Raw genomic sequence first — 23,000 nt, 5'->3', positions numbered from 1 at the left:
TTTTTGTTTATACCGTCCCCTCTCCGCTACCCCGGCGGAAAAAGTAAGCTTACCGAATTCGTATCTCATACGCTAGAGATAAACGGCGTTAAAAATCCCGTTTATTGCGAGCCCTTTTGCGGAGGTGCAGGCGTGGCCATAAAATTACTACTCGATAAAAAAGCAGACGGAGCTATATTAAACGACTATGACATAGCTATATATTCATTTTGGTATGCGGTGTTAAACGATACTAAGAATTTATTAGATGCGATAAAAGAAACTCCTGTAACTATACCAGAACGAGAAAGGCAAAAAGAAATTTATATGAATAAATCACAGCTTAAAAAATATGATTTCGAGTTGGCTTTCTCTACGCTTTATCTAAATAGAACAAGCGTATCGGGCGTGATAAAAGGTGGAGTAATCGGCGGCAAAAATCAAGACGGAAAATACAAAATAGACGCCAGATTCGGCAAAGAAAATATCATGGCTAAGATAAAAAATATAGCCGATCATAAAGATAACATACTTTTGTTTAATATGGATGCCTCCGAGCTGATAGACGAGGTCTTGCAAAAAATGGATAAAAATAATCTATTTGTGTTTTTCGATCCGCCGTATTACAAGCAGGGTAAAAATCTATATACAAATTTTTTTAAACATCAAAATCACGAAGATCTGGGCTTGTCCATAAAAAAAATGGATGAATATTTTTGGATAATGACCTACGATAACGAGCCTAAAATTTACGAGATATACAAAGACTATAACCCGAAAAAATATAAACTTCAATATTCGGCAAACTTAAAAATAAAAGAAACGGAGCTATTTTTTAATAGCCCTCGCACAAAAGTCGAGTCTTTCGATAGGGTAATTTTTGAATCGGCCTAATCCCCAAAACTATACCCGTTATCGCTCACGGCCTGCGCCACGGCTTGCGGAGTAGCTTGCGATCCGTATAAATTTATGTCGATCTTTTTGTTATCGGTTATTTGATTTTGGCTCGTTTGCGACCTCATCTCGCGGCGATCTTGCGCGACTTTATCTACAGATCCGGCCGTAGTTTGCGGTGCTTCGTCGTTAAACCAACTAAAAGGATTATACCAGTTAGTTTCTTTGCCGTCACCGATGCCTAGTATATCCTTCGCGCCTTGCGCGGCAGACCCCGCAAAGTCCGTAACCGCTTTTATACTATCTGTTACAAAGGCAAATTTCTCCGCTAGCCAATCAAAAAAGCCTGCAAAAAAGCCTTTTATCCCATCTACGACGGAGCTAAATTTCTGCAATATCCACTCGCCTATATTACCGAAAAGATCGCACCACCAATTAAGCTCCTCGCCAAAAGCTTCTATCCACTGCGTGCCCTTGATTTTGACGATGTCGATTATTAGGCCGACGGCGGTTATGATGTTTGCTAGCGCCTCAAAAGGATACAAAAGCACGCTAAGCACTGCGCCTAGAGTCTGGCCAAAGCTAGCACCCGTATCTTTTAACGCCCCTAGCTCGCCCTCGCTTACCTTCGTCACGCTAAATAGTGCTCCAAAGAGATCAACGATCGGAGCAAAAGCAGTTTTTATCGCATCCCACGCCCTGCTAAAGCTATCCGTTAGCGGTTTTAGCCCGGTCATGATGCCATCAAAAAATCCGCTAAAAAATGCCTTTAACTCATCCCAATATTTATAAGCCACAAAAGCTACGGCCGCGATTGCCGTCAAAGCAAGTCCGATGGGATTGCTCAAAAATGCCGCACCGAGCGCTCTAAAAGCTACCCCGATATTTTTGAGTGCTCCGACGAAAAGAGCGGATTTTGAGCTGGCTGCCGCAGTGCTAGCGCTCCAAAGAGTAGATGCTCTCGCGGCTGCGTTTAGCCACATCGCTTTAAACCTCGCCGCGATACCGCACTCTTTTAGCGAGCCGCCTAGCTGCAAGCAATCAAACGGCAAAAGCTGCAATACTTTACGGTAATTTCCGAGCATCAACGTCACAATGCTTAACGCGGCTTGCTTTGCGATGAGAGCAGTCCTGACGGCTGTTATTGCGATAACGGCACCGAAAGAGTATTTTATCAAATTCGGAAATGCGCCGGCAAAACCCGAAACGGCGTAACTGATCTTTTTTATGCCATCCAGGACTAAATTTAAAGCCGGCAAAAACGCGTTACCGATGTTTATCGCGATCTCGTTAAAGGCGCTTTTCATTAGCTGGATATTGTTTGCCGTCGTTTCGCTCCTGGATTTAAACTCCATATCCATCGATCCGGCTTTTGCCTTATCTGCGCTTAGCTTCATCGCCTTGTCGTAGTTTTCTATCGCGCCCGTTACTAGCGAGATGTCGTCGCCGAAGTTTTTACCGAAAATCGCCGTTAAAACGCCCGTTTTACTCTCTTTGGGTATCTTTGAGAGCGTATGCAAAAAGTCGGTTAATGCTTTTTGAGGGTTTTTGATGATCGCTTGTTTTAGCTCTTTGCCGTCGATGCCGATCTGCTCAAATGCGGCCTTAACCGAGTCGCTTGCGTTGTCGGCGTTGTTTAACGTCGTTAGCATCGAGTTGATCGCCGTTGCCGCCACCTCGGGAGCTTTGCCCAGGGCGATGAAACTACTCGCGAGTCCGCTCGCGGCATCTGCACTAAGGCCGAAATCCTTGGCATTACCCGCGATACGCCCTAGGGCATTTACTATTTTGTTTGCGGTGGCTGCGGAGTTGTTTGAGATGTGATTTATCGTGTCGCCCAACTCGCCCACTCGCTTAACGTCCATGCCAAATATATTCATCATCGTAGCCATATTGTCGCCGGCTTCTTTGGCGCTCATATCAAAGGCGACGCCCATCTTTGCCGCGGTAGTCGTGAAGTCCATTAAATTTTCTTTAGCGATGCCGAGTTGTCCGCCGCTTGCCGTGATTTGGGCTAGCTCATTGACGCTTAGAGGGATCTCGCGGCTCATCTTCATTAGACCGTCCGCAAACTGCTTAACGTCATCCGCACCGTTAAAATCAACTACTTTTTTAACGTCGGCCATGGAGCTTTCAAAATCGATAGCTGCGCTTATTGGTTTTGAGATCGCCATGATACTACCCACGGCGGCTAGTGCCTGAGTTTTTAGGCCTTCGAGGTTTTTCTTAGCATCCTCGATGTCTAAATTTAGCTTGTGCGTTACGGCTTTTTTGATGTTTTCTTTGAGGTTTGCTAAATCTGCATTGATCTTGACTCCTTGGAGCGGATTTGCCTTAAGATCGCTTAAGCCGTTTTTATAGGCTTGCATAGCGCCCTGAGTAGCTTTGTTTATCTGATCGCTTAGGCTCGTGGCTTGTTTATTGATCGACTTCATCGCCTTATCAAAGTCGCTTAAGTCCATCCCGAAGGTTAGAGTTGCATTTTTCGCCATTTTCAGCCTTTTTTTATCTTTATATTATTAAAATTGAAATGCAAATTTATACAACGGAGGCGCTAAAGATGGATGATTTACTGCTTGCTTTGGTGATATGTATAGGGTTGATAGGGCTTGCAGTTTTCTATGTCCTAGTCGTCGCTTTTTGGTATATTTCTATCCCGCTATTTTGTATTTACGTGTATTTTAAATATTTCAGAAAAGAGAAAAAAATTGAAGCTAGGGTTTTAGAGCCCTAAAACTCTTTTGCAAGCTTTAAGGCTATTTCATAATAATCCACGAACTCGTTAAATTCCAAGCTCATGATGTCTTTTAGGGTAAAGTGTAGGGAGTGCCCTATTAGAGCAATCCCCTCGGTTAGTTTTTTACGTCGATACCCATAAACGCGCTAACCGCTTTAGACAGCTCGCTCCACTCGCTCATCGGCAAAGATCCCAAAAATTCCTTATCCATCTCGCCGTCGCTCATTTCGATCAGCATCAACTTAGCTTGCTCGATCTCGTCTTTGGCTTTTTTTTGGGCATTTTGTAGAATATCTAGCGTCGGAGCTTTGAGCTCCACTGTCTGACCGTCGCTAAACGTAAACTCCGTTTTTGGTATTTCTATTTTTCTAAGCGCCATTTTTAAATTTCCTTTCTTAATTCGTCTATTTGCTTTTTTAGCTCGTCTCTTTTTGTTATGGCTTCGGCAAGATCGTCCGAAACCGTCTTAAATTCTCTGACGTTAAAAGGCTCGTTTAGCAAAGACGTCAAATTTTCTTTTAGTCTCGCCGCCCTCGATCCCCATTTATAAGCCTCGTCTTCTTTTAGTTTAAGAAGTCCGAAGTTATAAATTTTTCTTTCCTCGGGCGTCATGATATATTTTTCCTTATCGGCTCATAAAGATCCTCGCCGTTTACCGAGTAAATTTTGTTTTCTACGTCGTATGATAGCGTGGTCTTTTTATCGACTTCGTATTTTACGACTAGGCAGCTCATCTCGATGCTCATATTAGCCTCTTTGTTCATCTCAAATTTAGGCGCTTCCAGCACTTTGACGTTGCCCTCAAACGTCGCCACGATAGCCACGTGTTTGCCCTCGCTTCCGCTATGATTGGCTTTGACATAGACTTTTTGCTTGGTCTTTGTGTTTAAGAGCCCGAAATAAGTCTCGCTGACGTTATTAACGGTAAATTTTGCCGATAGCGGTTTGAGAGTCGGCAAAACTAGCTCGTATTTTCCGATCTCCGACGCTGCCTCTATCGTCTCGTGTTCAAATTTAGGCGGCTCAAAATCTACAAGCTCGCCAAAAAGCCCGATCCCGTCAATAAAGAAATTTCCGCCCGTTATTGCTTGCGCTTTCATTTTATAGCTCCTCGATTAAAACTTGCGAATAGTCCGTAACTCGGTAAATTCTATTCGTGATATTTTTGATTAGCGGCATCTCCTGCACTCTGTGTTTGATGTAAATTTTGCCCTCGCTGATCGTTTCGTTGGTATTCAGCTCAGCCGGCACGGTCACTTCAAAACCTACTGCGACATTGTTTGCCACCAAACGGCGATAAAATGCCTCAAGGCTATCGACTACGTTTTTGAGCACGTCGCGCATCCTTTTGTCGATCGCGCGCTTTTGCGCCTCAAATATCGTCTCGATCGCCGTGTAAAATATAACGTAGGTGTGCATACTGGTAAAATCCTCGTCGCGCGTTTCGCCGCCCCATGCCCTGATACCGTCATCCACGTAAGCTATTGTGATGCCCTCGCTTCTTAGCCTATCGGCTTCGCAGTCCACGCCTTGGATAAACTCGACGTTATCCACGATCGCGGTAATGCCCGGAATTACCCTATTTGAATACGTTTGCGAGAAGCCGTATTCCGTCTCGCTCATTACTTTGGCGTAAAGAGCGATTAAAAACATGCTAAGCGGGCGAATGACCTTATCTACTCTTTTTACTTTTTGAAACGTTATGATCGCCGTTTTCGTGGCTAACGTCTCCACTGCGGCCTTTGCGGTTTGCTCATTTGTCGCATCGACTTCGATAGCATAAACGGCTCTTAGATACTCGCCTAGCTGCTTAAGTTTTTCATAAACGCCTGCGTCGTTGTATTCAGGCGCGGCGATAAATTTAGGCTTTGCCATTACTACGTTTTCGGCTTTTTTGAGCGCGTCGATAGCATTTAGGCAAGATGTTAAATTCTCCTGCTTTTTTGCGCTCGCGTCGCTATTTGTGCTTTGCTTAAACGAGCTTAATACTACTTGCGTATGAATTCCGCATGCCTTTAGGTCTTCAAGCGCGTTTTTAATCGTGCCGCCTTCTACTGCTTTGAGTGCATCCTCGACGGTGCTATAAACGTAAAGCCCAGCGGTTAGTTTGCTGTCGTCGCCGACTATTGCGATCGGGCGGCGATTGTTGATCTCGTATGGGTTTAGCGAGCCGTTATAAAGCTCGACATTGACGCCGTATTTACTTGGCATTTTTTTACCTCACTTTCTAAAATTTATTGATTATTTCCACTTGAAGCTCTTTGTTTAACGTTAGAGCCAAAAAACTTTTTAGCGTGCTAAGACTATTAAAAACGCCCTCATCGCTAAACGTAGATCCAAGAAGTATGCACCCCTCGGTATCCTTTGGGTAGTTGCCTGCATGAATCAAAATGCAGCGGTCTTTAGGCACTTTTTCGTTGTAAAGCACCGGCAAAACACGGTTAAATCTGGCCGAATGATGCCAAAACACGTCATAAATGCCCTCAGGCATGCGCCTATCTTTGCCGCGTGCGGTAGTATCGGGCCCCGCAGGCTCTAAGGTGTAGCCCTTTAAAAATATTTTGTCATTAAAAAGCAGCTCAAATTTGCCGAGCGTGCCGTCTTTGATATTTTTAAATCTCGTGATTTGTAGCTTCATTTTAAATTCCTTTCATAGTCGCTCATTTCATCGCCGCAGTAATCTTTTGAGACCATGGCGTCTATCTTTTTATCTGCGGCTTTGTTGATTTTTCGCCTAGCCCATTCAGCACCCATAAACGCGACAATGCCGCCAAGTGCTAGCGACCCCTCAACTTCGTGTATAACGAGTTTTGCGATAGCAAACGTAGTCCAGCAAAGAAACATCGCCGTAAGAGTAGCGACAGCAAAAGCCAATCTAGTGCGATGCCTCCTGGGCTTTCCGTCATCATCTAACAGCCCCAAGACGCCCCCAATCGCGCCTACTACCAATACCCAAAGCAGATAGAGGTATTCTTTCCAAAGGAAGCTCATCCTATCGCTGCCCCAAAGATCAAGGCTAGCAAGATCGATAAGGCTATCTCTAGCAATCTTTTCTTACTTACCCTAAAGCCCATGATTTTTCGAATTACTAGCTCACTCATTGCTTGCTCCCTTGCTCTTTTCGTTACCTTGCGATGCGCAGCCCTTCAAAAGCTCCTCACAAGTTTTATAGTATTCCATCAACTCGCGTGCGGTTTGTATATCCTCATAATCGTATTTTGGCTTATTTGGCATTTTATTTATACAACGTATCGGAACTAGAACATCTTGATATTCTATTTTAGTTACGATTTGCGGCTCTTTACTAGCACATCCCGCAAATAAGAAAATCGCAATCATAGTTAAGAAAAATTTAACGGGTTTATTTAGACATCTCATTTATCAACTCCTCATAATACCTCAGCTTGCTTTGGCATTCATCGTTTAACGGCTCTTTTATCCGCTTAAATTTGGTAACTATTTTTTCTTTTATCCCGGCGGCATCCGGGGGTTTAGCTTGAAGCTCTTTAAATTTAGCGTTTTGAGCTTCGAGTTTGTCACCGCAAACTTTTAAATTCGACTTTTCTATGTCTCGACTTATCTTTTCGGCGGCGAGCTTTATGTTTAGATCGCTTATTTTTTCGAACATGGCGTCGTTTGAAATTTTTAAAAAAACGCACGATCCTATTATGATTCCGACCAGCGCGCAAACTATCGCAAGCCATATTTTATTACCGCCCGCAAAACTCGCGATAGCGGATAAAACCGTTTTTATCATCTTTATCTCCTATACTTAAGCTTGTGATATGCGCGAACGCAAATATAAAATAAATTTTGAGTGAAAGCGTCGGCGTTGCACTCTTTTAAAGCCTCTTTTAGTTTAAGATCGGCAAATTTAAACCCTTCGCTTTTGCTTTTAAATTTATCGTTTGGTATAGTCTGGTCGCTAAGGTCGCAAAGATAGTCGTGTAAAACGATAGCCTTTAAGTATTTTGGAATAAAGGGCGGATAAAAGATATAAAAAATCCTCGGGATATTCGCCCCGTTGGTTTTATAGCCTTTTGGTATCGTTATGCCTAAAATTTCAAAGTCCCGCGTAAGCTCATATCTGTTTTCGCAAAGCGGCGTAACGTTTAAGCTCATTGCGCTACTCTCCAAAATCTATACTTACGGCATTTAGCTCGGTTTCGTCTTTGGCATCCTCGATCATTTTTTCAAGCTGCCATTTTTTGGAGTATAAATTTATGCCTTTGGTTTGTATCGCCGTTTTAACGGCCTTTAGTTGCGCTAGGTCTAAATTTTTACTCGTATTGTCAAACATCCTAAAAGCTATCGTTCCGCTTTTCCCGCACAGATCGATCAGCGTCATTACGTTTATGAGATATTGCACGCCGGCATCGACTTCGCCTATGTCTTGCACATAAACTTTACTTTTAGACACCACTTCGTTAAATTTAGCCGCTAAAACTCCTTTTAGGTGCCCCTTGCGACCTTCGATGCTTGCCTCAAAACTACCGGACTCGTTTAAAATCGACGGATTGAGCTCGCTTGTGATCTCGGCAAAAAACCATGCCTCATCGTCGCTGACAAAAGGTTGATTGGTTTGCGGGTTTGTGCTAAGCGCTTTTAGTTTATCTCCGTCTTCATAATATATGGTTTTATTTTTTATCTCTTTATATTGCATTTTTTATCCTTGAACGCTTACTTCAGTGATACGGATGATTTTTCCATTTGTTGAGATATTCTGGTTTATTTCATCTTCTATACTTTTTTTATCCGTGCCGGCCGGATAAATCAACTTAACGACCGGCGCTGCTGGCGACGTAGATGTCGATTGAGCTACCCAAACTATCCAAATATACCCGCTAGGACATACGTCGCAGCTTGGATTTCTTATGATTTTACGCATTGTCTATCTCCTCGTAAGTTATTATGTAGTTTAATTTTTTCCCGGAGTCGCTGTAGTTGCTTCCGGACGCAAACAAGATAAGCTCCTCGTCACTAGCTAAATATAAAGGCGTAGCGGCTCCGCCGATAGCATGCTCGCCCAAAGGCAGGACAACATTTTGAGGAGATTTTTTAAATATAGCAAGCCCCACGTCGTCTCTATGGTACTCGCCTTTTTTTAATTCGTTGGCTCTAACTAAGTTATAAAATTCAACCCGCGTAATCATTAACGTTTTGCCCTCTACTCCGCTAAGCATTACGTGTTTTTGATTGGCTCCCAATACCCGGTCTTTTACTCTTTTAATCTTCATATCCTCTCCTTTATCCGAAAATCAAAGCGTCTAAAAATGCGCTATCGTTAGTTAAATTTAAACTATTTCCGCCGCCAAGTCCTCTTAGCATCTCGTCTATTTCGTTTTTGTTATAAACTCTGCTTTTATCGTATTTTTTGGCGAGCATCTCATCTACTTCTTGCTTGTTATACGTTTTATTTTTGTCCGCTTTTAGTTCTAAAAGCTCGTTTGTTTTTGTTTTCGTGTAGGCGTCGATCTGATTGGGTATTTGGGGGATCAGAGCATCGACTTCTTTTTTCGTGTAGGTATCTTTCTTATCGGCTTTATCGGTTTCTACGTATTTACCCGCAAATTTTTCATTGCACTGCGTTTTGGTGTAAGTGTCTATCTTGTCGGCTTTCTTGCTAAGCTCGAATACCACAAATTCGCGACTCACGCTTGAGATGTCGTTATTGACCGTAAGCGTGATATGCTCGCTACTGCTTACCTCGATCACGAAGCGAATTTTAAGCTCTTTGGCGCTCCCCTCGTCTAAATTCGGTTTATACGTATGAGGCATAGAGGCCACGGCGAAAAGATCGTTTTCATCCGTAAAAATTCCAGCCTCTTTTACGTAAAAGCCACCTTCGCTAGGCGGTATAACGGCTTCCACTATCAGATAGTTGGCATTTTTCGGATCTTGCAAGATCGCAGATACGCCGACGCGAAATTTCTCGTTTTTTAACGACGTTTGATCTCTGCTCGGCTCGCCTTCACCGTCTCCTACGGCTAAATGAGTAAGCTTGATAGGGCGCTTGTTAGCTTTAGACAAAACGATAAGCTCGGCGCCTTTATTAGTAAGTAACGTTTTAAATGACATCGTCGCTCCTTTTTCGGTTATTTTTATTCATATTCCGACCTCCAAAGTCTCGAGTTCGTGCGTGATGACTCCATAATACACTCCTACGTCAGTTTTTACGTTCGTTATGATTTCGGGCACGACGCGGACAAATTCGCCGTCTACCGCCGCACCTTTATAAATTTCATCCGCTTTTATTTTTAAATTGATTTCAAAACCACCCAAGGTGGATCGGACGTTTTTATAGTTCTCTATCAAATCGTCGAGTTTTCTAAATTTTTCTTTGCTTAGGTTTTCTTTGCCGGCCGTCATCTTAAGCTTAAAATGGTAAGGCTTGCCGCCGTAGTCTTGCCACTGTTTTAACGTTATATCTTCGTAAAACGACTTTAGCGCTTTTTGAAGAGTAAAAAACGTTCCTTCGAAAAAATAAGTTTTTAAAGGTTCGTTTAAAAGCTCTTTTGTTTCCTCTAGGCTCTGAGACGATGGCTCGACGTCAAAAGTCTGCGCCAAAAAAGCGCGATTAAAATCGTCTTGCTCGTAAAAAAAGCGTTTGTCGAATTTAAGCCATTCGCGCATTTTCTCGCCCATCACCTCATCGACTCGAAACAAGGTATCGTCATAGGTTCTTAGGTCAATCATTAATCCGCCTTCAAAATTTGTAAGCTGTTTAGGATTATGAGACTGTCGCGGTTTGAGTTTGGGATCGGCGTTTTGATTTCTACGGCGCGAGTATTTTCGTCAAACGCTATCTCGATGAGTTGCGAAAAATGCGGAGTAAATCCGATGCCTATATTCGCAAAATATTCTCTCAGCTTCTCGTCGGCGTTTTTAAGCACCTCAGCAAACATATAATCTTGTTTTAGTCGCACTTCGATAACGAGATCAAATTTGATCTGCGTCGCTTCTTTCATCAGGACGTTGTCGGTGAGAGGCACTCTATCTTTCAGCGCTTCAGTGATTTTTGACTCGGCGATATTTTTTTCATATCTCGAAAAATACACGATCTGCACGACGCCCGGGCTCAAATGATAAACGTTAGCCTTTGTGATGCCCTCGATGCTTAATATGTAAAAAAGATAGCTTTTTTGGCTTCCCGCGGTGCTAAAACGATGTAAGGCAAGTAAAAATCTATTTCTCAGCTCATCATCGTTTTCTCGCGCTTTAAAACCGCTAAAGGGTTTTGTCATTTTAATTGTTTTGATGTAGATATTCGGGATCTCTAGTGTCGTCGTTTCGTAGTTTTCCTTAAAATACCCGCCCGCTTCAATCTTAACCGTTGCTTCGTCTGCGATGTTTGCATCCTCGAGCAAAAATGCAAAATGCCCCTTTCCGTCAGTAAATTTGCTACCTTTGGGCAGAAAAGTAGCCGAATTTACACTTATTTCAAGTTCGGCGATCGGCCTTACTTCCTCATTTCGTTTTATGCCAATTAACGCCACTAGCTCATCAAGATATTCACCAGTGCTAAAATTTAAATAGTTATTCGCCACCTTGACGTTAATCAGCTCAAAAAAGTTATTAAGCCGATATAAAAATATGTCGATGAGCGTCATATAATCATCGCCTACTAGCGGGATATAGTCTAGTTTGCCGCTCTTTTGTTTAAACTCCTCGACTATGCTAGTTCGCTCTTTTTCAATGTCTAGAGGCTTGATAAACTGCGGCACTCTTAAAGGTTTCATAAACTTAACCTCACTTCGTTTTCTTCAAATTCGCCCTTAGCCGTATAGCCGATCCTGATATCCAAAATATTATCAGCTCGCGGCGTTAGCTCGATTTTTAAATTTTCCACGCGTGGCTCAAAGGTTAAAATTTGAGATTTTAAATCGCGTTTTAGAGCCAAAAGCTCGCTTAGCGTCATCTTTTTGTCGATATATCTATCTAGTCCAAACGTCGGGCGCAGGGTTTTTGTGAGTTTTGAAGTTTTGCAAATGCGCCTAATACTTTCAAATTCGTTTATTTGATACATCGTTCATCCTAGAAAAATAAGGCGGCAAAAAGGACAAAACGCCGCCTTACGGCTTTAACGAGGACATAATATAAAAATCGGGCTAGAATTTATACAAGGGGATTTTAGTGCGAGTGATGCGGCGTATTTCCGCCGTCGTCGATGATTGTTCCGGTGGCGTGAATGTTGCCCTGGACATCTAAATTCCCGACGATATTCACGTTAGCTTTTATCGCGATGCGATTTGCGACGATGTTGATTAACTTTGGAGATAAAATTTCAAGAGTAGAGCTTGACGTGTCATAGCTGATTATCGTGCCGTCTTCATATTGCGTTATCTCTTTAGTTTGTGAGCTTCCCTCGGGTTCGCGGCATCCTTGGCTAAAGATCGCGCCCACGGCATATTTGAATCCGCCGTCTCTTAGTTGATGGACGATCGCCTGCTCTCCGACTCTCGGTGGCGAAAACGCGCGTTTGAATGAGTTTGCGCTTTGAACGTAGGGGATGAGCTTTGTTTTTGTGCCTAGGTATTCGACTCTTACCAAGCTTTTATTTTCGCTCACTTCACAGATCGTGCCGATAAATTGCATTTCAAACGCTCCAAAGCTGCGTATGATAAACGAAACTTAGCCTTAGCTCGGTCATAACGTAGTCTTTATCCAAAACCTCGATATTTGAGCGATTGACGGCGTTAAGCTCCATAAAATTAAATTTACCTTCAAAACTCTTTAGTCTATCTAGCACTTTTAAAAGTAGCTCGTCGTTTTTGCTATACGACGAAGCGATCAAATTTATACTCACGCTTAGCTCGTGTTTGATCCGCTCAAAGCTTACGGCCTCTACCGCGTCGTCGGTGTCTTTTATGATGATTAACGGCAGATTGTCTTTGTCAAATACGTAAATTTCAAAAACCTCAACGTTAAAATTTAGGGTCTCTAAATGCTTTTTTAACGCGTCTACGATTTGCGCCCGGATATTTTGAGGTGGCGGAGGCGTGTTGCTCTCGATAGGAACTTGTAGCTCTTCTATAAAATATTTTTTTGACATCAAATTTCTCTCAAAAATAGTCTTTTTAGCACTTGGCTTTCGATCACGCTTTTGGTGATTTCGTATTTATCCCCCAGGATCTCGACCTCATCTTTAAGCCTTATATTTTTCGCGTCTTCAAGCGTGATTAGGGCGGTTATCTCCGTGCCTACCGCCCCGTTTTCGTAAATGATCTTAGAGTTTGCATTAAAATGGCATTTGATGAGCTTATCCGTTCTTATGCATCTCAAATTTATACTAAAGTTTTGATTTAAGATGCCCTTGACGTCGTTTCTCACCATATCTAAATTAATCATTTATATTGCCGTTTTCGTCAAAACCTTTGGCATTAGCGTCCTTGTCGTCCTCGGGCGGTTTTTTATCGTCTTTTTTAGCGTCTTTGTCCTTTTCTTTGTCGGATTGGGATGCTATTTTTTTATCCTCTTTTTCGCCGTCTTTTTTGGTTTTGTCGCCATCCTCGTCTTTGTTCTTATCATTTTTTGCCGTTACGGCCTTTTTGCCGTTGTAAGGCGCGATCGCCCCGATTGTTTGCATGCGTGCGATAAAATTTCTATCCGTTCCCTCGGGTAACTCGATAATATCGCCCTCGTTACAAAAATCAACGCCGATTAGCGTGGCGTATAAAACTATAAATTTACTCATTTTCACTCCTTATTCAAGCCGAAATTCGGCTCTTAGTTTTTAGTGCGGCGCGGCTGACACGCCGCGGTGTGCTTTAGGGGTTTCCAAAGGGCGTAGCTCTTTGGTCGCAAAGGCGGGCTTAGCTCGCCTGCGAAATTAAGATGACGTTTTTGAGATTGCAAAGCTCTTCTCGCGCGCTAGTTTAGCGTCGATGTCGTAAAATGCCTGAAGCAAGACGTTTCCGCCCTCTTGCATTAGCGGCAAAATTTCGAGCGCGCCGAATGCTCCGATCCAAATGTCCTCAAAATTTCCAAAGATCACGTCGCCCGCTTTTAGGTTGTTGTTTTTGTAGTAGGCGTATCCTTGAAGGTCGTTATCTCCAACGTCGATTAACATCCGCTCGGTGCTGTTGCCTCGCTTGGTGCTTCTTAGCTTGCTGATGTCCGTTCCGTTGATAAAAAACTTCGAGTGCTCCGTATCAAGCCCCGCCGCGTCTAGCTTGTCCCCAAAGGCCAAAGTAAGCTCCAAAGTAGGCGCAGTCATATATCCTGCGACGGTCGGCACTCCGCTTGTGGCAAATAGCCCTTTTACGACTCCGTTGCCGTAAAGCAGTGTTTGCTCTATCTTTTTGCGGATCGCGTCTTTTAGCTTTTTAAACGCAAAGCTTTCAAGCTCGAATGCGCTCATATTTAGCATCGTTCTAGTGATGACGATATTTGCGTTTAGTGTATGCGGGCTTAAAGCGATGCTATCAAAGGTTAGATTTTCGGCGGCGCGTCTTTTGCCCTCCTCGACGAAGTCGGCGGTAATGCTAGACGTATCGCGCGGGATAGTCAAATTTGCGCTTAAATTCGGTAGCCACGTGCAAAAATTTAGTAGTTTGCTGTCTTGCTTTAGTTGCTCGATGAGCAAATCGCCGCGATATTCTCTATTTACCGCGTCGGCTGCCGTCGTCGTGCTGGTCACGCCGTCGGCAAAATTTGCAATAAACTCGTCCGGCAATGCAAAACGCCCGATCTCTTTGCCCGGGTGTTCCATTTCGCGCGACAAATCGACGTTTCTATCTACGGCTGATTTGATGACGTTTGCAAGGCTAAAGCACGCGCTATTATCTCTTTTTGAGATTATATTTACGGTTTTTATCTCGCTTTTTGCGTTCAGCTCTGCCATTTCCCTGCTAAATTCGGCATAACTTTTCCCCGCGCTTATGGCGGCGAGCGCCTCTTTTTCGCGTCCTAGGATGCGGGCTAACTCGATAATGTTTGCCCTAGTCTCCTCGCTTGATCTTACTTGCTCGTTTAGTTTAGCAAGCTCGTCGGCACTTGGCGTTGCGGCTAGTTTGGTCGCGCCATCCTGCGGCGCTGTTTGTTCGTTCATTGGCATTTTCTCTCCTTTTGGTTGATTAAATTTTGATATTTTTGCATTAGGGTCGGCTCCTTGCCAAACGGCTGAGAGCTCCGTTATCTCGCCCTCATAAATTTGGTAATGCTCTACTCCTTCTATTTTGTCCATTTCTTTCACCTTGTAGTTTCCAAATCCAACGCTCACGCTGTCGCTAAGGCCGGCTTTATATTTAGCGTAAGCTTCTTTTGAGCTGGCTACCTCATCGCTAAATTTAACCTTGGCTTTAAAGTCTCCGTTTTCAAATTTAGTCTCGATTATCGCGCCGATCGCATTTGCAAACGTGGGGTCATGGTCTAAATAAAGCGTTTTGGCGTTAAATTTAACCCTGCTAGTATCTACGCTCAGATAATATTCGTCGCCCCAAAAGCTAACTCTTTTATGCAGATTGTTTTTTGAGAGCGCGATAAAGCTAATGGTTTTTGCTTCATCGTCAAACGCTGCGTCTTTGCCCAAATTTACGCTAAAATTGCGTGCGTCTTTTAAAATATTCTCATTCACGGCCGCTATTTCCTTTCCTGATTTTTTCTATTTCTTGCAGTTTTTGCACGATTTGCTTCTCTTTTTCCAGCTCGTCGAGATATGTGTCGTATTCGATCCCTTTTTCTCTCAAAACCTCGATGCGCGTTTTAAATCCGCACTCGATCGCTTTAGCGTTAGCGCTCACTTCTTTATTTGGATCGATATATTCCCAGCCCTGGGGCTTAAAACTAAAATGATCTAAAATTTCGCCGTATTCTTTGGGCGATATTCTGTTCATCAAAAGCTCTATTTTTAGCCACTCTTTAAAAATGGCGTTGTGCATTTTGCGGCGGAGGAAATTTTGCACGCGCTTAAAACCCCTTCGCTCGCTCGTCGTGCCTTGACGGATCGAGCTATAATTTACCTCGCGCAAATCGCCCGTAAGCGTGGCGTAGCTGATGCCAAGCGATCGCGCCACTTCTTGGTTGGTGCTTTTTAGAAAAAACTCGATATTGGTCGGATTGTGCGGATCGATAAATTTAGGCTCGATGCCCGCGTCCAAATACCTCATCGTGCCAGTTTCCACGTTTTCGGGCAGGTCGATTTTGGCGCTCTCATTCGTTAGCTCGCCCGTTTCTTCGTCAAACTCCGGAGCGATCCCGCCTATACCGCCCTCGTCTTTTTGCGTGTAGAATCCCGTCATCTCGCTAGCAAGGCGCGCTCGGTTTAGCTCGGCTTTTTTAAATTTGTCTTTTTGGTGTATGTCAAAAATCGCCGTGGCTAGCTTTGAGTTACCGCGCGTTTGCTCGGCAATCATTGGTTTTCTTATGTGGATTACGTCTTTTGCTTCGATGCCGATGCGCTCGTTATGGTCTCTTTTTACGAAATACCTCACCGGCGTAAGGCTAAATTTGCTCTGTTTTTCTATGCCGTAAAATATAAATTTACTCTCGTCGGTGTAGTCGCTGTCGATACTCTCGGCGCTTATTAGCTCCATTTTGAGCGTTTCGCCCCGCACGAGCCTAATAAACGCCTCGCCGTCTCTGTAAAGCGCGTTTAGCGTTAGCTCTTCGTAGTCCTCAAAATCATAAACGCCGTAAATGCAGCAATCCTCCTGCCATCTCCAAAACGCGTTTTGAATTTTGGTGTTTAGATCTTTATTTTTGGTTGCGATGTCGAGGATAAATCCCTGCTCGCCCAAAACCTCGCTATCTATCATGTCGAAAAAACCGCTAGCAAGACTTACGGCAGTGCTTATACTGCGCGCTTGATGGCGTAAAATTTTATTAGCGCGATCAGGTTCGATATTTCTAACTAGCCGGCTAAGCTCGCCTTGGTTGATCTCGGGGGCTTCGATGCTAGGGTATCTAAACATCTGCACCTTAGCCTTGGGCTTAAAAAATCCGCTCTTGCCTTTGGGTTGCTTTTTAGAAAAAAGGTTAAAAAATTTCATCAATATTTACCACTAAAAACGTATTTAACGTTTGTTTTGCTTGCTCTCATATCTTTTATTAAAAGCAACTTTATGCGCCTTAACTCGTCTATTAGCTCAAGAGGCGAGCGCTTTACTATTCTGACGTTGTCGATTTCGTATTCTTTGATTTCGACGCCGTTGCTTAAATTTAATATGACCGCGTCGATTGCTTCGTTTATTTTTACGATTTTCTCTCTCGGTTTTATGGCGTGCTCCTTGTTGGTTGCAAAGTCCGGCGAGCCAAAAGCACTTAAAACACGGCTGGGCGTTTTCCGGCTACGCTTCGCTACGCGCTAGAAATCCCCCCCCTCGCTCTGCTCGGGTCGCGTTGCTGATTTTGCATAAGCGCCATATTATCAAAGTGGCTTTTTGGTTTATACAAGGGATTTTTAATAATACTTGTGTATAATACACAATATAAGGTTTAAAAAATGAGCAAAAAAGATAAATTATTAAAAGAGCTTGAAAATAATCCGACAAACGTAAGATTTGAGATACTAGAAAAACTTTTGCTAGATAGCGGATTTGAGTTAAAAAGCATCAAAGGATCCCATCATAGTTTTTCAAACGGCAAGCTGCTGATCACGCTACCGTATCACAAGCCTATGAAAATTTTCTACGTAAAAGCGGTTTTGAAAGCTACTAAAGGAGAGTAAAATGAAAAAAGATCTAGATTATTACTTAAATTTACCGTATAAAATAGAGTTAAAAAAAATCCCACAAAGCGAAGGCGGGGGATGGGGCGCGTTTATGCCCGAATTTAACGGCGTAGCATTTTTTTACGGTGACGGAGAGAGTAAAAATGAAGCCCTGGATGAGCTTGACGTAGCATTTAGGGCTGCCTTAGAAACTTTGATCGAAAGCGGTGCGATGATCCCAGAACCGATAAGCGAGGAAAAGCGCGTGCGCGTAAACGTAAATTTGCCTAAATCGCTGCTTGAGGCGATCGACAAAGTAAGCTCAAATCGCTCTAAATTTCTAACCGATGCGGCGAATTTAAAGCTAGCAGGGCTTTAAATTTAACTTTTTAAACGTATTGTTTGTAAATTTTAGACTCTTTGAGCTCTTTTAGCGTTTCTTCTATTTCGTAGTTTAGCGCGCTTTGTGTTTCGTCGCTCAAATTTACGCGCATTTTTATTTTATTGGGGAGGTTATAAAGCCTATTTGATAGCGTCGAGGCTATATCGCTGAGATCTTTTTCAAGCTTGAAAATAGGCACTACTTCGCCTTTTTTTTCGGCCAAAATTAGCTTTTTTATCTCGGCGTCGGCAAATTCCTTCTGCGCTCTAGCTTCGGTTAGCCCGTATGTGCTCGTAGCGTTTGCTATTTTATACTCGATATAGCTTTGGACGCACTCTTTTAGATCCCATTTGTTGCGCCCGATCTTGGTTATCACGCCCTCGTTTTCTAAGTCTTGGATACGGCGCTGCGTGAGAGATAAAATATCGCTTAGCTCTTTAGTCGTCACGTCCATTTTAACTCCTTAGCGCATGGTAGCGACATAAATGTCATTAGCATGCATCTTCCGATTTTGTAAAAAGCGATAGTTCGCTTTCGCATTTTGCTTTTAGGGCGCGTTTTTGTTCGGCGATGCTTTGAATGTGGTGCTTTAGTTTGAGGTTGCCTTTGGCAAAATTCTCTATGATGAGATCTATCATGTCACTCTTTTTCATCTCATAAGCTTCGCAAAGTAGCTCAAAAGTAGATGCGTTGTCGATGCTGATCGTAAAATCGTATCGCGTTTTTTTGATTTTTAGATTGTCATGAATTTTTATCATCTTTTACTCCTCGCAGAGGCAAAGCCCCTGCTGCGGGCAAGGCTTGGCGCCCTGCACCCGCACTAAAGCACATCGCGGCATGCCAGCCGCGCCGTATTGTTTGTAAATCACCGTTTACTCCTTGGTTGCGCGGGTTCCCGTGTTGCTCTTTGGTTTTCGGCGTAAATTTTTCTATTTTCATCTTTTGCCCTTTAACGCCAAATTTAGCATTTTTGCGCCCGCGTAAGCCAAAAGCGTGATGTCTAGCGCCTCGTTTCGCTCGCGAGTTTTTACCCATCTTAGTTTAGAATACCCGTTTTTGTCTTTGGTTTTTTCTATTTTTTCGGCCGTGAGCTGTTTAAAAAACTCCTCTTTGTAGCTTTCGCTAAAATGAAAATACCCTGATCCCTTCTTGTTAATGCGAAGTAGGCGGTAAAGCTCGTTTTTGCCCGCATAAGTGCCCATGGGCATAAATTTAACGCCCTTTTGGATGATTTTGATCTTATTTAAAAATGCAGCTTTGCCGCTTTGCTCGCTAAGTCCTTTTGTGGCAATGAAGTTTTTATTTAAACTAACCAGGCGATAAACTCGCTCGGTATTAAAGCCGCTATCGATCAGGGCAAGCGAAATAACAAGACTCCTGCCGTCTTCTTTTTTAAATTTCTTACAAAGATATTTATATGTATCCGCCCAAACTTTATCCTGGTCGGTATTGCCCCAAATTTGAACGTGCTCGATACAATACGCCTCCAGCCCTCTACCCCAGCCGATGAAGTTTATCTCTGTGCGATTGTCTTGAATATCCACGCCGGCCGTGATAAATTTAACCTCAGCCGGTAGGCTTTGATCGTTATAGCTCTCAATTCTATTTAAAAATTCGTTTTCGTCAATCTTGATCGCCGGTGGCTCGAAGCTCTCGCATTTAATAGTATTGATAAAGGTTTGAAGCTTAAGGTGGTTGTCTTTTGAACGATACCAATCCTTGACGACGTCCTCCATCGTGTAAAAAGGGCTATAAAGCGCATTAAGGAAAAATCCTGCGACGTCCGAGCGCGGATTGCCGGCGATCCACTCGCCGCCCTTTACCGCCTCGTTTTTTTGCTGCTCGGTTAAAAGCGCGCCGCATTCGCAGCACTGATAACGCGCGCTCTCAAAGATCGGCGCGTCGCTCTCGTCCTTATCCCATGCTAAAAACTCAAACTTCATCGTTTGAGCAAAACCGCACTCCGGGCATTTGATATAAAATTTGCGCTGATCGCTGAGCTCGTATTCGCCCTCTATCGTTGAGCTACCTTTGACCGTCGGCGTCGAGCTTATAATGATTTTGCGGTCAAAAAATGTTTTTGTGCGTTTTTCGGCTAGCTCAATACTATCGCCCTCTTTGGTAGGCTCGCATCGGTCGGCCTCATCCACTAGCAAAATCTTAATCGGCTTACTGGCGAGCTTGCTCGGGCTGTTTGATCCTACCAGCGCAAGGTTGCCGCCTTTAAAATTTTTGATCAGGATCGTATTGTTTGCGTCGTTTGAGTTTATGAGCTCGTCTAAAACCCCGCAATCTCGAAACATCGGAGCTAAACGGCGTTTTGAATAATCCTCGGCGTCCGTATCGTTTGGGAGCAAAAATAAAATGGTGCTGGGCTCTTGATGGATAAAATAGCCGATAGCGTTATTGATCGTTTCGCTTTTCCCTACTTGCGATCCCCAAAGCAGAACTATTTTGCGGCGCTTAGGGTTTGAAATTTCATTCATCGGCTCAACTTGATACGAAAACGCTTTAAACCTTCCGTAGTTGCTTGAACTCTCACGGCTTAGAATTCTAAACTTCTCAGCCCACTGCGTTAAATTTAGCCTCGGTTTGATAAAAATCGCATTTGCGAAAATATCTATAATTTTACCCATTACATTTTTGATTTTATGATTTTATAAAAGTTGGTTTGTAGTCAGTGGCTCTGTTAATGTCTTTATTTTAGCATTTTTTAGATAAAAATTCAAATTAAAAGCCCCTAAAATGCGGCTTTTGAGAATATTTCTATACTTTTTTATATAAAAATTATACTTTTTAAGTTTTTATCTCTTTTTTTGTTTAAATTTATTAATAAAAAGCCCTTAAAAACGAAAACGAACCCCCTTAAGTTTTATTATGTCTCTCAACTTTTCGCGCGTGAGCCCCCCGCAGTAGAAATATTCCCCCAGAAGAACCTAAGTTTATTTGAGCTTATTTGCACCGCTATTAAGAGAGGCTTGCACGTTACGTTTTTAGTTGGATTGCACGCTAACGTTTTAAAATAAACCGCTCACGCATCGCCCACGTCGCCGTTATAGGCGTTTTTTGTATCCGTATAGTTAAGCGGACTTTAAGCAAATCAATAACCCGCGAGTTAAGCGGACTTTAAGCGAGTGTATATCGGGAATTTATCGGAAATTAAGCTACCTCGCGCGCTGCCACGTGTATAAATTTAGCCGCCTGATTTGATACACTCCACACAAAAAAGGTAATAAATGTTAATCGTCATCGATCGTTATATTTTTGAAGTAAAGCACAATATTTTAAGCATATCAAAAACCACTAGCATAAACTTTGACAAGCAAAACACCATCACAAAGCCCGTTTATACCCACCTGGGCGGATACGAGGACGAGGTCAGTTTTGAGGCCGTGATATTACTTGAGGATATGGCGGAGTTTGCCGGCTTTGAGGAGCTCGTTAAGCTCGGTAAGCCGCTTGACATTTCGACTTTTGATCTCGCCGACGATAGGAGGATCTTTATCACCAAGCTCACCCAAACCGTCGCAAATTTCGTTAAAACTCAGCTAAACGGCGTAACCTACTACACAAAAAAGCTGCAAATTTCGGGATATTTGATAGGAAGGGCAAACTAGGCGCAATGAGCTCTAATCGCAATCATCAAGTCCTTTTACGACTAGAACGCGACGTTATTAACGCCATGAATAGAACTTTAACGCGTGCAAAGAAAGAGCAACATAGCCACCTATGTAAACGCCTAAATATAGACAAAAAACTACTATCTAAAAGGCTAAAGCCGTATCGAGCAAGACTAAACGATTTAAAAATAAAAATAAAAACGTTCAACGAAAAAATATCCATTAGAGATTTGAAATACGAATCGGGTAGCAACGGTAGCGCAAGAATAATGCCAAGACACGGGATAGTCATAACACTCAAGCACTATAAAATTCAGAAAAATAAAACAAATAAAAAAGATTTTTTTATTTCGCATAAACCCTATAAAATACCGGGCTTCATCACAAAAACCGCATCAGAAGAAGGCATCGTCTCAAGCTATAAAACAAAAAACGGCGTCAAGTATAGCGCACCCAGACCTTATACCACCATAACGCACATGAACGCCGCTATAGTCGATTTTACGCAAAAGGATATAGACGTTATCCTCAATAAAGCCCAAGAAATCTTTAATCAGGAGTTAGAAAAATGAAATATCTAGCCAAAGACGGCGACACGCTGGACATGGTTTGTTTCAAGCACTACAATAGCCTAAACAACAGCGTTTATTCACAGTTTTTGAGAGCAAACGAGCATCTTTTGGGCAAAGAAAAACTATCGGGCGGCGACGTAGTAAATTTACCCGACATCGAAGTCAAAGCCGCAGTAAAGGTTACGTATCTATGGGATTAGCGCGTTTGCTCCCGCTTCTTGGTTTAGCGTATATCAGCGTTTCGTTTTTGCCCGCGAGTTTCTTAGCCTCTTTTTCGCTTTTCACGATATAGACGTTTATCACGTTGTTGCTTCCGTATATCGCGATGTTGTCGCTTCCGATAGCTACTACTTGCGGGCTCTCTCGCATCTTTGCGCCTTTATTTCACGTATTCCGCTATCGCGTCTATCATCGCGGCATTGGCTTGCTTGACGAGATTTAGCGCGTTTATTATCTTTTCTTTTTGCGGCTCGCTCACATAGCTTTTACCCGCCATTTGACGCTTTAACAGGGCGATTTTGCGGTTTTTGGCCGCTATTTTCGCTCTTTGCCCGCTCTCGCTTTTGCGGCGCGACCTCTTTAGAAGCTCCTCTTGCATAAGATTAAAGGCCTTGATGTATTCGATTTTCCACTTATACGCCCTCTCGCCCGTAAATCCCATTACGAGCAAAGCAAAGCCGTCTTTAGTGATCTTATACATCGGCAGTTTGCGCCCCGTGCTATCGACATACTCACTCACCTTAAAATTAAGGCGAGTAAATTCATCAGACGGAAGCTCGCTGATTTTAGCCAAAACATTATCGTGCCTTTTCTCGAAAACCTCGGCTATCTGAAGCGAAGTCGTGAAAATTTTACTCCTGACGGCCAAAAGCTCCACCTCGCAGTTATTTATTATCATCGTTTGCATTTTTCGTCCTTTCTTAGATCTTCGACCTCTTTTTCTAGGCGAGTTATTCGCCGCTCGTCCACGCCTACCCAAGCCGCCAAAACGGCTATCAATATAAACTCGATGCTCATTTCCGCTCCTTTATGATATAATCTAACTCGGAAAAGATGAAAACCCCCTCGCGGGGGCCGGTCTAGCTCGTAAAGAGTTTGACTATCGCCGTTACGTAAAAGGCGATTTGCAAGATTGTCGCGATCAACCTTAGCTTTTTCATCTTTTCCT

General features: G+C 43.1%; 35 protein-coding genes. 6 read left to right on the top strand and 29 right to left on the bottom strand.

The features are described 5' to 3' along the window. The first annotated feature begins 3 nt into the window (after positions 1-3). Entirely contained in the window at positions 4-873 is an 870-nt protein-coding gene (locus H7R39_RS08035; RefSeq protein ID WP_185898754.1) for a DNA adenine methylase, read from the top strand. On the opposite strand, the gene H7R39_RS08030 is transcribed toward H7R39_RS08035, so the two are convergent. From H7R39_RS08030 to H7R39_RS07920, 23 genes are all read right to left on the bottom strand, one after another. Beyond that, on the bottom strand, positions 870-3,365 hold the full coding sequence (locus tag H7R39_RS08030; RefSeq protein WP_185898753.1) for a phage tail tape measure protein: 2,496 nt from the start codon (positions 3,363-3,365) through the stop codon (positions 870-872). The two genes, H7R39_RS08035 and H7R39_RS08030, sit on opposite strands and share 4 nt — an antisense overlap. Before the next feature lie 360 nt (positions 3,366-3,725). Further along, entirely contained in the window at positions 3,726-3,989 is a 264-nt protein-coding gene (locus H7R39_RS08025) for a phage tail assembly protein (RefSeq protein ID WP_170020587.1), read from the bottom strand. A 2-nt stretch (positions 3,990-3,991) separates the two neighbouring features. After that, entirely contained in the window at positions 3,992-4,222 is a 231-nt protein-coding gene (locus H7R39_RS08020) for a hypothetical protein (protein WP_185898752.1), read from the bottom strand. Then, on the bottom strand, positions 4,219-4,710 hold the full coding sequence (locus tag H7R39_RS08015; protein WP_185898751.1) for a phage major tail tube protein: 492 nt from the start codon (positions 4,708-4,710) through the stop codon (positions 4,219-4,221). Before H7R39_RS08015 ends, H7R39_RS08020 begins: the two co-directional genes overlap by 4 nt. 1 nt (position 4,711) lies before the next feature. Next, positions 4,712-5,821: a phage tail sheath protein gene (locus H7R39_RS08010; protein WP_185898750.1), complete on the bottom strand. Its 1,110-nt coding sequence runs from the start codon at positions 5,819-5,821 to the stop codon at positions 4,712-4,714. A 16-nt stretch (positions 5,822-5,837) separates the two neighbouring features. Continuing rightward, a complete protein-coding gene (locus H7R39_RS08005; RefSeq protein WP_185898749.1) occupies positions 5,838-6,248 on the bottom strand; it encodes a DUF5675 family protein in 411 nt (136 codons plus the stop codon). After that, positions 6,245-6,601, bottom strand: coding sequence for a hypothetical protein (locus H7R39_RS08000; RefSeq protein WP_185898748.1), 357 nt, complete (start codon positions 6,599-6,601; stop codon positions 6,245-6,247). Before H7R39_RS08000 ends, H7R39_RS08005 begins: the two co-directional genes overlap by 4 nt. Before the next feature lie 102 nt (positions 6,602-6,703). Then, positions 6,704-6,988, bottom strand: coding sequence for a hypothetical protein (locus H7R39_RS07995; RefSeq protein WP_002944602.1), 285 nt, complete (start codon positions 6,986-6,988; stop codon positions 6,704-6,706). Then, a complete protein-coding gene (locus H7R39_RS07990; RefSeq protein ID WP_185898747.1) occupies positions 6,972-7,367 on the bottom strand; it encodes a hypothetical protein in 396 nt (131 codons plus the stop codon). Before H7R39_RS07990 ends, H7R39_RS07995 begins: the two co-directional genes overlap by 17 nt. 2 nt (positions 7,368-7,369) lie before the next feature. Next, positions 7,370-7,732, bottom strand: coding sequence for a DUF1353 domain-containing protein (locus H7R39_RS07985; RefSeq protein WP_185898746.1), 363 nt, complete (start codon positions 7,730-7,732; stop codon positions 7,370-7,372). Between the two features lie 4 nt (positions 7,733-7,736). Next, positions 7,737-8,273 (bottom strand): DUF4376 domain-containing protein, encoded by a 537-nt coding sequence (locus H7R39_RS07980; RefSeq protein WP_185898745.1) that lies wholly within the window; start codon positions 8,271-8,273, stop codon positions 7,737-7,739. 3 nt (positions 8,274-8,276) lie between these two features. Further along, entirely contained in the window at positions 8,277-8,498 is a 222-nt protein-coding gene (locus tag H7R39_RS07975) for a hypothetical protein (protein ID WP_039888133.1), read from the bottom strand. After that, positions 8,491-8,847 carry a hypothetical protein gene (locus H7R39_RS07970; RefSeq protein WP_002944563.1) on the bottom strand — a complete coding sequence of 119 codons (357 nt, stop codon included), beginning with the start codon at positions 8,845-8,847 and terminating at the stop codon, positions 8,491-8,493. Before H7R39_RS07970 ends, H7R39_RS07975 begins: the two co-directional genes overlap by 8 nt. Positions 8,848-8,857: 10 nt before the next feature. Continuing rightward, a complete protein-coding gene (locus H7R39_RS07965; protein WP_002944601.1) occupies positions 8,858-9,688 on the bottom strand; it encodes a phage tail protein in 831 nt (276 codons plus the stop codon). A gap of 27 nt (positions 9,689-9,715) precedes the next feature. Beyond that, a complete protein-coding gene (locus tag H7R39_RS07960) occupies positions 9,716-10,306 on the bottom strand; it encodes a phage tail protein (RefSeq protein WP_185898744.1) in 591 nt (196 codons plus the stop codon). Further along, positions 10,306-11,349 (bottom strand): baseplate J/gp47 family protein, encoded by a 1,044-nt coding sequence (locus tag H7R39_RS07955; RefSeq protein WP_185898743.1) that lies wholly within the window; start codon positions 11,347-11,349, stop codon positions 10,306-10,308. Before H7R39_RS07955 ends, H7R39_RS07960 begins: the two co-directional genes overlap by 1 nt. Next, positions 11,346-11,636: a GPW/gp25 family protein gene (locus H7R39_RS07950; protein WP_185898742.1), complete on the bottom strand. Its 291-nt coding sequence runs from the start codon at positions 11,634-11,636 to the stop codon at positions 11,346-11,348. The genes H7R39_RS07955 and H7R39_RS07950 overlap by 4 nt, the downstream gene beginning before the upstream one ends. 104 nt (positions 11,637-11,740) lie before the next feature. Continuing rightward, positions 11,741-12,205 carry a phage baseplate assembly protein V gene (locus H7R39_RS07945; RefSeq protein WP_185898741.1) on the bottom strand — a complete coding sequence of 155 codons (465 nt, stop codon included), beginning with the start codon at positions 12,203-12,205 and terminating at the stop codon, positions 11,741-11,743. A 1-nt stretch (position 12,206) separates the two neighbouring features. Then, positions 12,207-12,662 (bottom strand): hypothetical protein, encoded by a 456-nt coding sequence (locus H7R39_RS07940; protein ID WP_185898740.1) that lies wholly within the window; start codon positions 12,660-12,662, stop codon positions 12,207-12,209. Continuing rightward, the gene (locus H7R39_RS07935; protein ID WP_185898739.1) at positions 12,662-12,958 is read right to left on the bottom strand and encodes a hypothetical protein; all 297 of its coding nucleotides are present in this window, start codon (positions 12,956-12,958) and stop codon (positions 12,662-12,664) included. Before H7R39_RS07935 ends, H7R39_RS07940 begins: the two co-directional genes overlap by 1 nt. Next, entirely contained in the window at positions 12,951-13,304 is a 354-nt protein-coding gene (locus H7R39_RS07930) for a hypothetical protein (RefSeq protein WP_185898738.1), read from the bottom strand. The genes H7R39_RS07935 and H7R39_RS07930 overlap by 8 nt, the downstream gene beginning before the upstream one ends. Before the next feature lie 135 nt (positions 13,305-13,439). Beyond that, positions 13,440-15,185 carry a phage major capsid protein gene (locus H7R39_RS07925; RefSeq protein WP_185898737.1) on the bottom strand — a complete coding sequence of 582 codons (1,746 nt, stop codon included), beginning with the start codon at positions 15,183-15,185 and terminating at the stop codon, positions 13,440-13,442. Further along, on the bottom strand, positions 15,178-16,599 hold the full coding sequence (locus H7R39_RS07920) for a phage portal protein (RefSeq protein ID WP_185898736.1): 1,422 nt from the start codon (positions 16,597-16,599) through the stop codon (positions 15,178-15,180). Before H7R39_RS07920 ends, H7R39_RS07925 begins: the two co-directional genes overlap by 8 nt. A gap of 452 nt (positions 16,600-17,051) precedes the next feature. On the opposite strand from H7R39_RS07920, the gene H7R39_RS07915 reads away from it, so the two are divergent. After that, positions 17,052-17,276: a type II toxin-antitoxin system HicA family toxin gene (locus H7R39_RS07915; protein WP_170020632.1), complete on the top strand. Its 225-nt coding sequence runs from the start codon at positions 17,052-17,054 to the stop codon at positions 17,274-17,276. Between the two features lies 1 nt (position 17,277). Beyond that, positions 17,278-17,637, top strand: a complete 360-nt coding sequence (locus tag H7R39_RS07910) for a type II toxin-antitoxin system HicB family antitoxin (RefSeq protein WP_185898735.1) — start codon at positions 17,278-17,280, stop codon at positions 17,635-17,637. A gap of 10 nt (positions 17,638-17,647) precedes the next feature. On the opposite strand, the gene H7R39_RS07905 is transcribed toward H7R39_RS07910, so the two are convergent. The 3 genes from H7R39_RS07905 to H7R39_RS07895 form a co-directional block, all read right to left on the bottom strand. Next, positions 17,648-18,094, bottom strand: a complete 447-nt coding sequence (locus H7R39_RS07905; RefSeq protein WP_185898734.1) for a hypothetical protein — start codon at positions 18,092-18,094, stop codon at positions 17,648-17,650. A 37-nt stretch (positions 18,095-18,131) separates the two neighbouring features. Then, complete coding sequence (locus tag H7R39_RS07900; protein ID WP_170020637.1) at positions 18,132-18,398, bottom strand: gag protein; 267 nt, start codon at positions 18,396-18,398, stop codon at positions 18,132-18,134. Between the two features lie 177 nt (positions 18,399-18,575). Beyond that, positions 18,576-20,276: a phage terminase large subunit family protein gene (locus tag H7R39_RS07895; RefSeq protein WP_185898733.1), complete on the bottom strand. Its 1,701-nt coding sequence runs from the start codon at positions 20,274-20,276 to the stop codon at positions 18,576-18,578. Positions 20,277-20,876: 600 nt separating this feature from the next. Between H7R39_RS07895 and H7R39_RS07890 the strand changes: the two genes are divergently transcribed. From H7R39_RS07890 to H7R39_RS07880, 3 genes are all read left to right on the top strand, one after another. Next, positions 20,877-21,257, top strand: coding sequence for a hypothetical protein (locus H7R39_RS07890; protein ID WP_002944562.1), 381 nt, complete (start codon positions 20,877-20,879; stop codon positions 21,255-21,257). Positions 21,258-21,490: 233 nt separating this feature from the next. Then, positions 21,491-21,832: a hypothetical protein gene (locus H7R39_RS07885; RefSeq protein ID WP_185898732.1), complete on the top strand. Its 342-nt coding sequence runs from the start codon at positions 21,491-21,493 to the stop codon at positions 21,830-21,832. Next, entirely contained in the window at positions 21,829-22,032 is a 204-nt protein-coding gene (locus H7R39_RS07880) for a tail protein X (RefSeq protein ID WP_185898731.1), read from the top strand. The genes H7R39_RS07885 and H7R39_RS07880 overlap by 4 nt, the downstream gene beginning before the upstream one ends. On the opposite strand, the gene H7R39_RS07875 is transcribed toward H7R39_RS07880, so the two are convergent. From H7R39_RS07875 to H7R39_RS11480, 3 genes are read right to left on the bottom strand one after another with little or no spacing between them, the layout of a single operon-like run. Further along, positions 22,013-22,201 (bottom strand): hypothetical protein, encoded by a 189-nt coding sequence (locus H7R39_RS07875; RefSeq protein WP_002944652.1) that lies wholly within the window; start codon positions 22,199-22,201, stop codon positions 22,013-22,015. The two genes, H7R39_RS07880 and H7R39_RS07875, sit on opposite strands and share 20 nt — an antisense overlap. A 10-nt stretch (positions 22,202-22,211) precedes the next feature. Further along, positions 22,212-22,739: a Rha family transcriptional regulator gene (locus H7R39_RS07870; protein ID WP_002944714.1), complete on the bottom strand. Its 528-nt coding sequence runs from the start codon at positions 22,737-22,739 to the stop codon at positions 22,212-22,214. Next, entirely contained in the window at positions 22,727-22,849 is a 123-nt protein-coding gene (locus H7R39_RS11480) for a hypothetical protein (protein ID WP_002944636.1), read from the bottom strand. The genes H7R39_RS07870 and H7R39_RS11480 overlap by 13 nt, the downstream gene beginning before the upstream one ends. Positions 22,850-23,000: the final 151 nt, after the last annotated feature.

The organism is Campylobacter massiliensis, assembly GCF_014253065.1.
GTDB classification, from domain to species: Bacteria; Campylobacterota; Campylobacteria; order Campylobacterales; family Campylobacteraceae; genus Campylobacter_A; species Campylobacter_A massiliensis.
This window is presented reverse-complemented; position numbering and strand designations above follow the sequence as displayed.